General features: G+C 72.3%; 18 protein-coding genes. 17 read left to right on the top strand and 1 reads right to left on the bottom strand.

All coding sequences use genetic code 11. The annotated features are described in order from the left end of the window. The first annotated feature begins 118 nt into the window (after nt 1-118). From IRQ30_RS07145 to IRQ30_RS24145, 16 genes are all read left to right on the top strand, one after another. On the top strand, nt 119-274 hold the full coding sequence (locus tag IRQ30_RS07145) for a hypothetical protein (RefSeq protein WP_193612263.1): 156 nt from the start codon (nt 119-121) through the stop codon (nt 272-274). Nucleotides 275-545: 271 nt separating this feature from the next. Further along, a complete protein-coding gene (gene rpsB, locus IRQ30_RS07140; protein WP_193612262.1) occupies nt 546-1,592 on the top strand; it encodes a 30S ribosomal protein S2 in 1,047 nt (348 codons plus the stop codon). Nucleotides 1,593-1,697: 105 nt separating this feature from the next. Further along, on the top strand, nt 1,698-2,510 hold the full coding sequence (gene tsf, locus IRQ30_RS07135; RefSeq protein WP_134738618.1) for a translation elongation factor Ts: 813 nt from the start codon (nt 1,698-1,700) through the stop codon (nt 2,508-2,510). Nucleotides 2,511-2,626: 116 nt separating this feature from the next. Beyond that, nucleotides 2,627-3,340 carry a UMP kinase gene (gene pyrH / locus IRQ30_RS07130; protein WP_193612261.1) on the top strand — a complete coding sequence of 238 codons (714 nt, stop codon included), beginning with the start codon at nt 2,627-2,629 and terminating at the stop codon, nt 3,338-3,340. Nucleotides 3,341-3,385: 45 nt separating this feature from the next. Next, the gene (gene frr, locus IRQ30_RS07125; RefSeq protein ID WP_209021809.1) at nt 3,386-3,940 is read left to right on the top strand and encodes a ribosome recycling factor; all 555 of its coding nucleotides are present in this window, start codon (nt 3,386-3,388) and stop codon (nt 3,938-3,940) included. 21 nt (nt 3,941-3,961) lie between these two features. After that, nucleotides 3,962-4,837, top strand: a complete 876-nt coding sequence (locus tag IRQ30_RS07120) for a phosphatidate cytidylyltransferase (RefSeq protein ID WP_193612260.1) — start codon at nt 3,962-3,964, stop codon at nt 4,835-4,837. Next, on the top strand, nt 4,834-5,361 hold the full coding sequence (locus tag IRQ30_RS07115) for a histidine phosphatase family protein (RefSeq protein ID WP_193612259.1): 528 nt from the start codon (nt 4,834-4,836) through the stop codon (nt 5,359-5,361). The genes IRQ30_RS07120 and IRQ30_RS07115 overlap by 4 nt, the downstream gene beginning before the upstream one ends. Then, nucleotides 5,358-5,873 carry a TspO/MBR family protein gene (locus IRQ30_RS07110; RefSeq protein ID WP_193612258.1) on the top strand — a complete coding sequence of 172 codons (516 nt, stop codon included), beginning with the start codon at nt 5,358-5,360 and terminating at the stop codon, nt 5,871-5,873. Before IRQ30_RS07115 ends, IRQ30_RS07110 begins: the two co-directional genes overlap by 4 nt. Nucleotides 5,874-5,893: 20 nt before the next feature. Beyond that, nucleotides 5,894-6,208 (top strand): hypothetical protein, encoded by a 315-nt coding sequence (locus IRQ30_RS07105; protein ID WP_193612257.1) that lies wholly within the window; start codon nt 5,894-5,896, stop codon nt 6,206-6,208. Between the two features lie 2 nt (nt 6,209-6,210). After that, nucleotides 6,211-6,996, top strand: coding sequence for a prolipoprotein diacylglyceryl transferase family protein (locus IRQ30_RS07100; RefSeq protein WP_193612256.1), 786 nt, complete (start codon nt 6,211-6,213; stop codon nt 6,994-6,996). Continuing rightward, nucleotides 6,993-8,576, top strand: a complete 1,584-nt coding sequence (locus IRQ30_RS07095) for a radical SAM protein (RefSeq protein ID WP_338089603.1) — start codon at nt 6,993-6,995, stop codon at nt 8,574-8,576. The genes IRQ30_RS07100 and IRQ30_RS07095 overlap by 4 nt, the downstream gene beginning before the upstream one ends. Then, complete coding sequence (locus IRQ30_RS07090; protein WP_227467131.1) at nt 8,573-8,887, top strand: hypothetical protein; 315 nt, start codon at nt 8,573-8,575, stop codon at nt 8,885-8,887. The genes IRQ30_RS07095 and IRQ30_RS07090 overlap by 4 nt, the downstream gene beginning before the upstream one ends. Nucleotides 8,888-8,923: 36 nt before the next feature. Beyond that, a complete protein-coding gene (locus tag IRQ30_RS07085) occupies nt 8,924-9,397 on the top strand; it encodes a hypothetical protein (RefSeq protein ID WP_193612255.1) in 474 nt (157 codons plus the stop codon). Then, nucleotides 9,394-9,822 carry a hypothetical protein gene (locus IRQ30_RS07080; protein ID WP_193612254.1) on the top strand — a complete coding sequence of 143 codons (429 nt, stop codon included), beginning with the start codon at nt 9,394-9,396 and terminating at the stop codon, nt 9,820-9,822. The genes IRQ30_RS07085 and IRQ30_RS07080 overlap by 4 nt, the downstream gene beginning before the upstream one ends. Before the next feature lie 43 nt (nt 9,823-9,865). Beyond that, entirely contained in the window at nt 9,866-10,993 is a 1,128-nt protein-coding gene (gene rlmN, locus IRQ30_RS07075) for a dual-specificity RNA methyltransferase RlmN (protein WP_193608439.1), read from the top strand. Nucleotides 10,994-11,000: 7 nt separating this feature from the next. After that, a complete protein-coding gene (locus tag IRQ30_RS24145; protein WP_193612253.1) occupies nt 11,001-11,777 on the top strand; it encodes a GNAT family N-acetyltransferase in 777 nt (258 codons plus the stop codon). 52 nt (nt 11,778-11,829) lie between these two features. On the opposite strand, the gene IRQ30_RS07065 is transcribed toward IRQ30_RS24145, so the two are convergent. Continuing rightward, nucleotides 11,830-12,471, bottom strand: coding sequence for a fasciclin domain-containing protein (locus tag IRQ30_RS07065; RefSeq protein ID WP_193612252.1), 642 nt, complete (start codon nt 12,469-12,471; stop codon nt 11,830-11,832). A gap of 240 nt (nt 12,472-12,711) precedes the next feature. Between IRQ30_RS07065 and IRQ30_RS07060 the strand changes: the two genes are divergently transcribed. Then, complete coding sequence (locus IRQ30_RS07060; RefSeq protein WP_193612251.1) at nt 12,712-13,872, top strand: glycosyltransferase family 4 protein; 1,161 nt, start codon at nt 12,712-12,714, stop codon at nt 13,870-13,872. The last annotated feature ends 3 nt before the right edge of the window (nt 13,873-13,875 follow it).

Raw genomic sequence — 13,875 nt, 5'->3', positions numbered from 1 at the left:
ATGTCTCCGCCGATCCTACAAGTCCGAGCGGGCGGACCCCACGCTCCGAGGGGCCTGCGGGCGAAGATGGGTGGTGGACCCCATAGGGCCCGCGCCCGGCGCCTCCTTGGCTGGAGGCATGGACGAACCAGCCGCCGTCGCGCTCACCGTCGCCGCGTGGGTCGTGATCGCCCTGCACGTGTGGCAGGGCCGCGACCGCCGCGCGATCCTGCGGCGGGTGCGGCGCGAACGGCGCCGTCCGGGCGATTCGCGGCGTGCCGCCGCGCTCGACTAGTCTGTTTCCATCGGCCCGTGGTCTCGACCGCGGTCCGAAATTCGCATGCTCGCCGACCACGACGAGACCTCCGGGTCTCGACCGCCCGTGGGCGACGGTCCTCAGTCCCGCACGACCCTCGGGTCGAGCAGGTGGGGCCGCGCGCGAGCGTCAGGCACGAGCGGCTCCCGCCGGTCGTGGGGAAACTGAAAACTATCGGAGCCGGCCCCGGTACGCCCTGACTCAAGGGTGTGCGCACGGCGCTGCTCCGCACCAGGAGATACGAACCACCATGGCAGTTGTCACCATGCGCCAGCTCCTCGAGAGCGGCGTCCACTTCGGGCACCAGACCCGTCGCTGGAACCCCAAGATGAAGCGCTTCATCATGACCGAGCGCAACGGCATCTACATCATCGACCTGCAGCAGTCGCTGGCCTACATCGACCGCTCCTTCGCCTTCGTCAAGGAGACCGTCGCCCGCGGCGGCACCGTGATGTTCGTGGGCACCAAGAAGCAGGCCCAGGAGGCGATCGCCGAGCAGGCGACCCGCGTCGGCATGCCCTACGTCAACCAGCGCTGGCTGGGCGGCATGCTCACCAACTTCCAGACCGTGCACCAGCGGATCAACCGTCTCAAGGAGCTCGACGAGGTCGACTTCGACGACGTCGCCGGCAGCAGCCGCACCAAGAAGGAGCTGCTGCAGATGCGTCGCGAGCGCGACAAGCTGAACAAGTCGCTCGGTGGCATCCGCGAGATGAGCCGCACGCCCAACGCGGTGTGGATCGTCGACACCAACAAGGAGCACCTCGCCGTCGAGGAGGCCCGCAAGCTGAAGATCCCGATCATCGGCATCCTGGACTCCAACTGCGACCCCGACGTCGTCGACTTCCCGATCCCGGGCAACGACGACGCCATCCGCGCGGTCGGCCTGCTGACCCGCGTGGTCGCCGACGCCGTCGCCGAGGGCCTCATCGCCCGCTCGGGCGCCAAGACCGAGAGCACCGCTCCCGGCGCGGCCGAGCCGCTCGCCGACTGGGAGCGCGAGCTCCTGGCGGGTGACGCGGAGAAGGCGGCCGAGAAGGCCACCGCCGCCGACGCCGAGGCCCCGGCCTCCGAGGCGACGGGTGCCTCGTCCGAGGGCGCCGCTGCCGCCGATGTCGCGGACGCCGCGACCGAGGCCACCCCGGCCCCCGAGGCCGCCCCCGAGGTCGGCAGTGCCGACGCGACGACCGACGAGGTCGCTGCCGACGTCGACGCCGCCGCCGTCGAGGCGGAGTCCGTCGACACCGCCGCCGCCGAGAAGGACGCCGAGCCGGCGACCGACGAGGCGAAGGCCTGATCGTCCCCGACCGCGGTGGCGCGTACGACGTACGCGCCACCGCGCCGGTGACGGCGACGCGCACCACCCCCTGACACGTTCCGAGCCACTCCGAGGGAGACCCACATGGCGAACATCTCCGCCGCCGACGTCAAGAAGCTCCGCGAGCTCACCGGCGCCGGCATGATGGACTGCAAGAAGGCCCTCACCGAGGCCGACGGCGACTTCGACAAGGCCGTCGAGATCCTCCGCATCAAGGGCGGCAAGAAGATGGCCGAGCGCGCCGCCGAGCGCGAGGCCTCCAACGGCCTGGTCGCCACCTCCGGTGGTGCCCTGGTCGAGCTGCGCTGCGAGACCGACTTCGTCGCCAAGGGCGACCAGTTCGTTGAGGCGGCCCAGCAGATCGCCGACGCGGCCGACGCCGCCAAGGCCGCCGACGCGGAGGCCCTCAAGGCCGTCCAGCTCGGTGACAAGACCGTCGGCGAGGTCGTCGACGAGCTCGCCGTCTCCATCGGCGAGAAGATCGAGCTCGGCCGCGTGGCCTACTTCGAGGGCCCCACGGTCGTCTACATGCACAAGCGTGCGGCCGACCTCCCGCCGGCCGTCGGCGTGCTCGTCGAGTACGACGGTGACGCCGACGCCGCTCGCGCGGCCGCCATGCAGGTCGCCGCGATGCGCCCGCAGTACCTCACCCGCGACGAGGTCCCCGCCGACGTCGTCGCCAAGGAGCGCGAGATCGCCGAGGCGACCTCCCGCGAGGAGGGCAAGCCCGAGCAGGCGATCGCCAAGATCACCGAGGGCCGCCTCAACGGCTTCTTCAAGGACGTCGTCCTGCTGGAGCAGCCGTCGGTGACCGAGAACAAGAAGAACGTCAAGACCGTCCTCGACGAGTCCGGCACCACCCTGAAGCGGTTCGCCCGCTTCGAGGTCGGCGCCTGACCACGTAGGTTCATACCTGACGTGTTCGACGAGGAGGCCGGTTCGATGACCCAGATCTGGAGCATCGGACCGGCCTTCTCGCACGTCCCCAGCCGCGACGCACGAAGGGATCCCGCGTGACCGCCTACCAGCGTGTCCTCCTCAAGCTCTCCGGCGAGGTGTTCGGCGGCGGGCAGGTCGGGCTCGACCTCGACGTCATCAACGCCATCGCCAAGGAGATCGCCGACGTGGCCCGGTCCGGGGTCCAGGTCGCGATCGTCGTCGGCGGGGGCAACTTCTTCCGCGGCGCCGAGCTCCAGCAGCGGGGCATGGAGCGCGCCCGCGCCGACTACATGGGCATGCTCGGCACCGTCATGAACTGCCTGGCCCTGCAGGACCTGATCGAGCAGCACGGCGTCGAGACCCGCGTCCAGACGGCCATCACGATGGGCCAGGTCGCCGAGCCCTACATCCCGCGCCGCGCGATCCGCCACCTCGAGAAGGGGCGCGTCGTGATCTTCGGCGCCGGCGCCGGCATGCCGTTCTTCTCCACCGACACCGTGGCCGCCCAGCGCGCCCTCGAGACCCGGTGCGAGGTCATCCTCATGGGCAAGCAGGGCGTTGACGGCGTCTACGACTCCGACCCGAACCAGAACCCCGCGGCGGTCAAGTTCGACACCCTCACCTACGACGAGTTCCTGGCGCGCGGCCTCAAGGTCGCCGACGCCACGTCGGTGAGCCTGGCCCGCGACAACAACCTCGACATGGTCTTCTTCAACCTCTCCACGCCCGGCACCATCGGCCGCGCGGTCAGCGGTGAGAAGATCGGCACCACGGTCTCGCGCGACTGAGCCGACCGCGCGCAGCATCCACCACCAGCTAGGGAGCAACACGTGATCAACGACATCCTCAACGAGGCGGACTCCAAGATGGACAAGTCCGTCGAGGCCACGCGCGAGGAGTTCGCCGCGATCCGGGCCGGCCGCGCGCAGCCCAGCATGTTCAGCAAGATCACCGTCGACTACTACGGCACCCAGACCCCGCTGCAGCAGCTGGCGTCGTTCACGGCCCCCGAGGCGCGCATCATCCTGGTCCAGCCCTTCGACATCGGGGCGATGCCGGCCATCGAGCGGGCGATCCGCGACTCCGACCTCGGCGTCAACCCGTCCAACGACGGCAAGCTGCTGCGCTGCGTGTTCCCCGAGCTCACCGAGGAGCGCCGCAAGGAGTACATCAAGATCGCCAAGGCCAAGGCCGAGGACGGGCGCGTCGCGATCCGCAACCTGCGGCGCACGGCCAAGCAGAACCTCGAGAAGCTCGAGAAGGACGGCGAGGTCGGCAAGGACGACGTCACCGGTGCGGAGAAGCGGCTCGACGGCGCGACCAAGAAGCACACCGACGCCATCGACGAGATGCTCAAGAACAAGGAAGCCGAGCTGCTCGAGGTCTGAGGACCCCCGCACCCCCACTCCATGACCTCCACCTCGCCCACTCCCGCGCCGCAGAAGGACCACGGCCGTGCCGGTCGTGACCTGAAGGCCGCGGTGGGCTCCGCCGTGGTGCTGCTGGGCGCGATCGCGGCGTCGCTGTCCTTCTGGAAGCCCGCGTTCATGGTGATCGTGGTGGTCGCCGTCGTGGTGGCGATCTGGGAGCTGCGACGCGGCCTCTCGGCCAAGGGGATCGACATCCCCGAGGAACCCCTCATGGTCGGCGGGGCCGTGATGGTCGTCGTCGCCTACCTGTACGGCGCCCCGGCGCTGGTCACCGCGACCGCGGTGACGGCCCTGGTCACGATGCTGTGGCTGCTGCGGCGCGGCATCGACGGCTACGTGAAGAACGCCAGCGCGTCGGTCTTCACCCTCGTCTACGTGCCGTTCCTCGGCTCCTTCGTGGCGCTGCTGCTCTCCGAGGGCGGTCTGGGCGGCGCGGGGCTCGACGACGACGGCGTCGCCGGCATCATCACGTTCATCCTGATCACCGTCTGCTCCGACACCGGCGGCTACATCGCCGGCGTGCTGTTCGGCAAGCACCCCATGGCGCCGGTCATCTCGCCGAAGAAGTCCTGGGAGGGCTTCGCCGGGTCGGTGCTGGCGACGACCGGCGCCGGCGTCGTCCTGGTCGTCTACCTCCTCGACGGCGACTGGTGGGTGGGCGCCTGCCTCGGCGTGATCGTCGCGGTCATGGCGACGCTGGGCGACCTGTGCGAGTCGGTCATGAAGCGCGACCTCGGCATCAAGGACATGAGCCAGGTCATCCCCGGCCACGGCGGGCTCATGGACCGGCTCGACTCGCTGCTCGCCACGATCGCCCCGATCTGGCTGCTGCTGCACTACCTCGTCTTCACGTGAGCCTGTTCCTGGTCCGCCACGGCCGTCCGCTGCTGCAGCGGGGCCGTCCGGCTGCCGAGTGGGAGCTGGACCCCGCCGGCTTCGACGACGTCTGGGCGCTGCGGGAGTCCGGCGGGCTGCCCGAGCGTGCCGCGTGGTTCTGCTCGCCGGAGCCGAAGGCCGTCGGCACGGCCCAGCTGCTGACCGAGGGCGACGTCGGCATCCTGGACGACCTGCGCGAGCACGTCCGCGGCGGCGACTGGATCGACGACGTCGGGGCCGTCGTACGGCGGGCGTTCGCCGAGCCGGACCTGTCGGCCCACCTCGGCTGGGAGCCGCTGGCCGCCTGCCGCGACCGCGTCCTGCCCGCCGTACGCCGCATCCTCGACGTGCACCGCGGGGAGGACGTCGTGCTCGTGGGGCACGGCACCGCCTGGACCCTGGTGGACGCCGCGCTGACCGGGTCCGACCCGGACCTGGACCGGTGGGCGAGCCTGGCGATGCCGGACGTGCTCGTGGTGCCCGGTGCCATGCTGGGGGCATGAGCCGCACGTCGCCCTGGCAGTCCCTGCGCACCCGTGCCGGACTGCGCAACCTCGCGGCCACGGCTGCCGCCGCCGTCGCGAGCGCCGGCCTCGGCGCCGCCGCGACGGCCCCCGACACCCGCTGGTACCGCGGCCTCGAGAAGCCCCCGTGGGACCCGCCCAGCATCGCCTTCCCGCTCGTGTGGACCCCGCTCTACGCCGACATCGCGGTCACCACGGCCGCGGCGCTGACCGTGCTGGAGCAGGAGGGCCGCGACGAGGAGGCCGCACACCTGCGCTGGGTGCTTGCCACCAACCTGGTGCTCAACACCGGCTGGAGCGTGCTGTTCTGGCGGGGGCGCCGGCCCTGGGCGGCGGCCGCCTGGTGCGGGCTGCTGGCCGTGCACTCGGCCGCGCTGACCCGTCGTGTCGGCCAGGTCGATCCGTCGTTGGGCGCCGCGCTCGCGCCGTATCCGGCGTGGTGCGGGTTCGCGACCGCCCTCAACACCTCGATCGCGCGCCGTAACGACTGACGAGGTGACATGCTGAGGCCATGACGGAGCCGGGGCAGCTGCGCGGACACCTCATCGTCCTCGGGCTCGTCCTCGGCGCACTGGTGTGCTGGGCCTGGATCGCCTTCTCGCTGATCGTGGGCTTCGGTGTGGCCTACGGCAACGACTCCGGCGTCCCGGCCGTCCTCGGCGTCGTGCTGGCGGCGCTGCCGGTGGTCGTCGGCATCGTGCTGCTGGTCCGTCCGCGCACCCGCCAGGTGGGCGCCGGGTTCCTGATGGGCATCTCGATCGGCTTCATCGCGGGCGCCGGCGTGTGCGCCTCGCTCTTCGTTCCCGGCGCCTTCGGGGGAATCTGAGCGTGTACCCCACCCTCGGGCGCGTCCCGACGCACGAGCTGTTCGTGCTGCTCGGCGTCGTGGCCGCCGGCGTCGTGTTCGCCCTGGAGGCCCGGCGCCGCGGCCAGACAGACGAGCGGCTCGCGTTCGTCATCCTGGGCGCCGTCGTCGGCGGCGCGGTCTTCATGCGGCTCGGGACCTGGCTGCAGCACGTCGACCTGCGCGACAACGCCTCGCTGGCCGAGCAGTGGCTCTACGGCAACCGCTCGATCCTCGGCGGGCTGGTGGGCGCGTGGCTCGGCGTCCACGTCGCCAAGCGCGCCGTCGGCTACCGCGTCCGCACCGGCGACCTGTTCGCTCCCGCCGTCGCGCTGGGCATGGCGGTCGGCCGGATCGGGTGCCTGCTCACCGAGTCGCCGGGCACGCCCACCTCCGGCGGGTGGGGGATCACCCTCGACGCCGCCGCCGCCGCGCGCACCGGTGCGCCGGCCGGCGTCGGCCTGCACCCGTCGTTCGTCTACGAGATCGCCTTCCACCTGGTGGCGTTCGTCCTGCTGTGGTGCTGGCTGCGGCACCGCTCGCTGCCGCCCGGGGAGTCGTTCGTCTGGTACGTCGGCGCCTACGGTGTGTTCCGCTTCCTGGTGGAGTTCGTCCGCGGCAACGACGTCGCCTGGGAGGGCCTGACCCGGCCCCAGCTGTTCCTGATGGCGACCATCCCGCTCGTCCTGCTCCGCATCGTCGTCCAGGTGCGTCGCGGCGCCTACCGCCACGTCCTCCACCCCGCCCCTCGAGAGCAGGTCCCCACGTGAGCACGCCCGTCAGCGTCACGCGCGGTCCCGGGATGCCGCTGCGCGGCGACCGGATCCACCGCTACGTCAACGCCTTCTGCCCCCTGTGCCACGAAGAGAAGCCGGACCGCGCGCTCGCCGACGTACGACGGCTGTCCGGCTGGCTGGTCGAGCGCGACGACCGGATCTGGCTCGAGCGCGGCTGCCCCGACCACGGCCTGGTCCGCACCATGTACGACGAGTCGCCCGAGATCCTGCGCTACCTCGAGGAGTGGACCGCCCCGACGAAGGTCCACGAGCCCGACCTGCGCGGCAACTTCAAGCCCGTGCCCTCGGCCTACGAGGACGGGCTGCCGGAGATGCAGACCCAGCACACCTGCATCCTGCTCGAGGACCTCCTCGACCACTGCAACCTGAAGTGCCCGACGTGCTTCGCGGAGTCGTCCCCGGCGCTCGCGTCGGTCGCGCCGCTGGAGCAGGTGCTGGCCTCCATCGACGCGCGCCTGTCGCGGGAGAACGGCCGCATCGACGTGCTGATGCTCTCCGGCGGCGAGCCGACCCTCTACCCACAGCTGGCCGAGCTGCTCGAGGCCGTCGTCGCGCGACCGGTCGTCCGGATCCTGATCAACACCAACGGCCTGATGGTGGCCCAGGACGACGCCCTGCTGGCGCTGCTCACCAGGCACCGCGAGCGGGTCGAGGTCTACCTCCAGTACGACGGCGGGTCGGCCGAGGCGTCGACGTACCACCGCGGCGCCGACATCCGGCGCTTCAAGGACCGCGCCATCGAGCGGCTGTCGGCTGCCGGCATCTTCACGACGCTGACCATGACGGCCGCGCTGGGCGTCAACGACGACGAGATCGGGTTCGTGCTCAAGCGCGCCCTCGACACGCCGTACGTCGGTGGGGTCACCATCCAGCCGGTCTTCGGCAGCGGTCGCTCCGGCGCCATCGACCCCATGGAGCGGCTCACCCACACCGGCGTGCTGGCGCGGCTCGAGGCCCAGACCAACGGCGTCGTCACCTGGCGCGACCTGACGGCCCTGCCGTGCTCGCACCCGCACTGCTGCTCGGTGGGCTACCTGATGCGCGACGACTCCGGCTCCTGGCGCTCGCTGACCGCGCTCATCGGCCACGACAGGCTCAAGGAGTGGCTCGACCTCGAGCCCGACCTGCTCGCCAACCGGATCGCCGACGACACCATCCCCGACGCGATGCGTCAGATCGTCAAGGGCTCCCTGCTCGACCTGCTCTCCGAGCAGTCGTCGCTGTCTCACCCCTCGATGAGCACCATCTGGCGCGACATCTGCCAGAACTGCGACATCGGCATCGGCACCCTCACGGCACTGGCGTCCAGCAAGCTGCCCGGCCAGCACCAGCGGCTGCGGCGGATGCTGGGGGAGCGGGTGCTCCGGGTGACGGTCAAGCCGTTCATGGACATGGACACGATGATCGAGGAGCGCCTGACGCAGTGCTGCGTCCACGTCGCGACGGTGCACGAGGAGACCGGCGGCCACCAGTGTGCCCCGTTCTGCGCCGTCCAGGCCTGGGCGCCGCTCAGCCGCACCCGCATCTCGACCGCCACGGGCGGGCGCACGTGAGCCGTGACCCGCGGCTGGTGGAGCCGCAGCGCGTGCAGCCCGGTCACGGCAGTCACGGCAGCCACGAGGGGCCGTACGACCCGCTGCGGCTGTGCGTCTTCGCAACCGTCGCGCTGCTCGGCTGGCTGCTCGGCCCGGTGGCGGTCGTGGTGTTCGCCCTGGTCGGCTTCGTCGGCTACTGGCAGGCGCGTCGCGGCGGTCTCCTCCGCTCGCGCTGCAAGCTCGGCGACACCCGGCTGGTGCTCGTCTACCTCGCGGTCGTGGCGGCCGCCGGCGGTGTCGGGATCGGGCTCGGCTGGTGGGTGTGGTGACCGGCTTTCACGGCGCTCCCGCCCTAGAGTGAGACGGTGAGCCAGGAGCCCCCACCGCCGCCTCCGGGCGGTCCCGACTACGGCGGCCCGCCCCAGGGCGGCCCGCCCTACGGCGGAGGCCCGCCCTACGGCGGCACGCCGCCGGGCCAGTGGGGACCGCCGGGGCCGTGGGGTCCCGGTCAGCAGCTGCCCCCGCGCCCTCCCGGAGGCATCCCGGTCTGGGCCCAGGTGATGTCGGGCGCCGGGATCGGTCTCGTCGTCGGCGGCGCCCTGCTCGTCCTCGTGGTGCTCGTGGTGGTCGGCAGCCAGGGCTCGGACGACGACCTGTCCGGCACGGCGCTCTTCTGGATCGCGGTGCTGGTGCCGATGCTGTTCCCCGTGCCGATGCTGTTCTTCCGGCCGACCCGCTTCTGGGGCGTGGGCCTGATCATCGGGGTCGCCGTCACCTCGATCACCCTGGCCGGCGTCTGCGCCGCGATCCTCACCGGACTCTCGGAAGGCTCCGCATGACCGCCCGCCACCCCCTCGACGACCCTCGCGAGCCGGTCGAGCCGCAGCCCGAGGCCACCCCGGACGCCGACGGCGACGTCGGTCCCGACCACACCGACGACGGGGAGCCGGGTGCCGCGCCCAGCTGGTGGCACCGCGACCACCCGACGTTCACGGCGCTGTCGGGCTTCTTCACCGGCCTGGCCTTCATCATCGTGGTGCCCGGGACCTTCGCGGCGCTCCTCAGCGCGTTCTTCGACACCGGCACCGCCGAGGACCTGTTCCCCTTCGTGGTGCTGACGCTGGCGGTCCCGCTCGGCCTGCTCGTGGCGCCGAGGACGCGTCGGTTCGGGCGCTACATGGTGCTCGGCATCGTCACCACGCTGCTCGTGGTGGGCGGCGTCGCGGCGCTGGTCCTGTGGCTCCTGGTGAGCCTCGAGGGCTGACGTTTTCGCCGGGTCACCGCCCCGGTGGGAGACTGGTGACCTGATGTCCGAGCCGATCAAGACCCTTCCTCTCGTCTTCGACGAGCCACGCGGGCGCAAGAAGCCCCCGCGCCACCTCGCCGACCTCACGGCCGCCGAGCGCAAGGCGCTGCTCGAGGAGAAGGGGCTGCCCGGCTTCCGCGCCAAGCAGCTCTCCACGCACTACTTCTCCCGCCTGGTCGACGACCCCGAGCAGATGACCGACCTCCCGGCCGGCCAGCGCGCCGACCTCGTCGAGGCCCTGCTGCCGACGCTGATGACGCCGCTGCGCACCATGGAGGCCGACAAGGGCACCACGCGCAAGACGCTGTGGCGCCTCTTCGACGGTGCGCTCGTCGAGTCGGTGCTCATGCGCTACCCCGGGCGGGTCACGATGTGCGTGTCCAGCCAGGCCGGCTGCGGCATGGCCTGCCCCTTCTGCGCGACCGGCCAGGGCGGCCTGCAGCGCAACATGTCGACCGCCGAGATCGTCGAGCAGGTCGTGGCGGGGGCACGGTCGCTCGCGCGCGACGAGGTGCCCGGCGGTCCCGGCCGCGTCTCCAACGTGGTGTTCATGGGCATGGGCGAGCCGCTCGCCAACTACAAGGCCGTCATCGGCGCCGTACGCCGGCTCGTGGACCCCTCGCCCGACGGGCTCGGGATGTCCGCGCGCGGCGTCACCGTCTCCACCGTGGGACTCGTGCCGCGCATCAACCAGCTGACCGAGGAGGGCATCCCGGTCACCCTCGCGCTGAGCCTGCACGCCCCCGACGACGAGCTGCGCAACGAGCTGGTCCCGATCAACACCCGCTACTCCGTGGCCGAGACCGTCGAGGCCGCCTGGAACTACGCGCGCGTCACCAAGCGCCGCGTGTCCATCGAGTACGCCATGATGCGTGGGATCAACGACCAGGCCTTCCGCGCCGACCTGCTCGGCGACGTGCTCAACTCCTACGGCGACTGGGGCTGGGTGCACGTCAACCTGATCCCGCTCAACCCGACGCCCGGCTCGAAGTGGACCGCCTCCGACCCCGCCGACGAGCGGGAGTTCGTGCGGCGCCTCGAGGCCAAGGGCATCCCGACGACCGTCCGCGACACGCGCGGCAGCGAGATCGACGGGGCCTGCGGGCAGCTGGCCGCCGTCGAGGTCTGAGGCCGTCGTGAGCCCGGAGCGGGTCGCGGCGGCCGCCGACGCCTGGGTCTGGGTGCACGAGGCCGCCACCCCGGTGGAGACCGAGGAGTACCTGCTCGTCCGCTCCCCCGAGTGGTTCGAGCACCCGGCCTCGCTGGTGCGCTTCGAGCCCGTGCGGGAGCCGGCCGTGGTGCTCGACGAGGTCCTTCGGACCGCGCGCGAGCTCGGCGCCGACCGCGTCGTGGTGTGGGTGAGGGCGAGCACCCCGCCGGCGCTCGAGGAGCTGGTCACGGAGCGCGGGGGAGTCGCCGACGAGGAGCTGGACGTGCTCGCGCTCGACCTGCGCCCGGGTCCACCGGAGATCGCCCCGCCGGACGCGGACCTGGTCCTGCGGTGGACCACCGAGCTGGACGTCGTGCGCGACGCCGAGGAGGTCTCGGTGGGCGTCTTCGGCGGGTCGGTGCCGCCCGACGACGAGCTCGCTCGGTCGGCCGAGCGCGACCGGGTGTCGGTCGCCCGCGGCGACGGCGGCATCGTCGTCGCCTACCGCGACGGGCGGCCCGTCGGCTTCGGCGGGCTCAGCGTCGTCGACGGCGTGGCCCGCCTCTGGGGCGGCGGCGTCCTGGAGCAGGAGCGCGGTCGGGGCGTCTACCGGGCGGTCCTCGACGAGCGCCTGCGCTACGGCGTGGAGCAGGGGGCCACGATGGCTCTGGTCAAGGGGCGGGTCGAGACCTCCGGACCGATCCTGCGGCGCGCCGGCTTCGCGACGTACGGCCGGGAGCGGTCCTTCGTGCTGAGCCTCTGACGAGGCCGGGGCGGCGGCGGAGAGGAGTCCGCCGCCGCCCCGATGGTGCCGGTCAGAGGTCGGCGGGGCGCAGCACCTGGTTGATGCCGTGCCCGATCTGCTTGTTGCCCTTGTTGATGTCGAGCAGCTTCGGGATCGCGCGCGCGTCGCGGTCGTTGCGGTCCTGGTCGACCAGGATCACCTGGCCGCGCTTGACGACGACCTTGAACGTGACGCCCGCGGCGGTCTTGACGTCCTTGCCGGCGGAGGCGACGACCTTCTTGGAGCCGAGCGTGCGGCCCGGCACGACGTGGTAGAGCAGGACGGTCTCGATCGTGTCGACCCCGAGGGTGGCCACGGCCTTGAACGTCGCCCGCTCGGTCGCGGGGCGCGAGCCGGTCAGGTCGCCGACGAGGCGACGGAAGGCGCGGTCGGTGGGGATGAACGCGGTGGCGCGCTGACGGCCCTTGGTGAGCAGGGCGACCGGGCTGTCCGGCTTCGCCTTGAGCACGGCCAGGACGGCGGCCTCGGTGATGTCGAAGTCACCCCACTTCTTGTCGAACTTCGTCCCGTCGGCGGCCAGCACCTTCGCCAGGCTCTTGTTGCCCGAGGCGGCCGGGGCGGCCTCGGACGGCGCCGCGAGCATCGTGGTGCTGGTGGCCATGGCGGCGACGGTGGCGACGAGGCCGGCGGCGGCGCGGTTGAGCTTCCTCATGATCTTGCTCCCTGTGGTGAGTGCTGCGTCGATGAGTGGATGGCCCGGGCCCGGGGGCCCGGAGAGAGGTGCGGCCTGCTCCAGCCGCACCCCTCGCAGAGTGCTTCGGTGCCGCGGACCGAGCGGTTTGGAACTTTCTCCACGAATTTTCCGCCCGCCTGCAGACCGACGGCCGGTGTTCACCTGCCCGCCGGTCTCCAGGGGTGCCGCCGTTGCGCCGCAGCACCTAGCGTCGGCGCCATGGCCGAGCTGCTGCCGCTGCCCCGCACCGAGGACCGGCTGCGCGTCCTGGTGGTGTCCGAGTCGTTCCTGCCCCAGGTCAACGGCGTCACCAACTCGGTGCGCCGCGTGCTGGAGCACCTGGCCGCCGAGGGGCACGACGCGGTGCTCGTGGCGCCGACCGGCCCGCCGACGTACGCCGGCTTCCCGGTGCGGCGCGCGCGCGGCACGCACCTACGGCTCTACCCGGACTTCCGCATCGGGCTCGACACCCGACGGCGTCTGCGCGCGGTCATGTCCGAGGTGCGCCCCGACGTCGTGCACCTCGCCTCGCCCGCGGCGCTGGGCCACCAGGCCGCGAGGGCTGCAGCCGACCTGGGCATCCCCACCGTGGCGGTCTACCAGACCGACCTGGTCGGCTTCGCCGAGCGCTACGACGTGCCGGGCAGCGCGCGGGCCATGGCCGCCCTCACGCGGCGCGTCCACGCCCGCGTCGACCGCACCCTGGCGCCGTCCACCGCCAGCCTCGCCCAGCTGCGCGACCTCGGCGTGCCGCGCACGCAGCTGTGGCCCCGCGGCGTGGACCTCCAGGCCTTCCACCCGGTGCACCGCGACGCCGGGCTGCGCCGCGAGCTCGCCCCCGACGGCCGGCTCCTCGTCGGCTACGTCGGCCGCCTGGCCGCCGAGAAGGAGCTCGACCTGCTGACCCACCTCGCCGACGACCCGAGGGTCCGCCTCGTGGTGGTCGGGGGCGGCCCCGAGGAGCAGCGGTTGCGCACCCTGCTCCCGGGAGCCGCCTTCCTCGGCGTCCTCCACGGCGAGGAGCTGGGGCGTGCGCACGCCTCGCTCGACGTCTTCGTGCACACCGGGCGCCACGAGACGTACTGCCAGGCCGCCCAGGAGGCGCTGGCCTCGGGCGTGCCGGTGGTCGCCCCTCGCTCGGGCGGCCCGGTCGACGTGGTCGCCGACGGCGTCTCCGGCTTCCTCTACGAGCCGGGCGACGGGCGGGCCATGGCGTGGTACGTCGACCGCCTGGTCGGCCACCGGCTCCTGCGCCGCACGATGGGACTGGCCGCCCGTCGCAGCGTGCGCGACCGCGGCTGGCCGTCGGTCAACGCGGCGCTGGTGACGCACTACCGCGAGGTGGTCGCCGCCCGCGCGGGGGCCGCCCTCGCCGGGTGAGGG

This window comes from Nocardioides lijunqiniae (assembly GCF_015024225.1).
Classification (GTDB): Bacteria; Actinomycetota; Actinomycetes; order Propionibacteriales; family Nocardioidaceae; genus Nocardioides; species Nocardioides lijunqiniae.
Note: the sequence above shows the minus strand (reverse complement) of the source record. Positions and strands in the feature narration are given on the sequence as shown.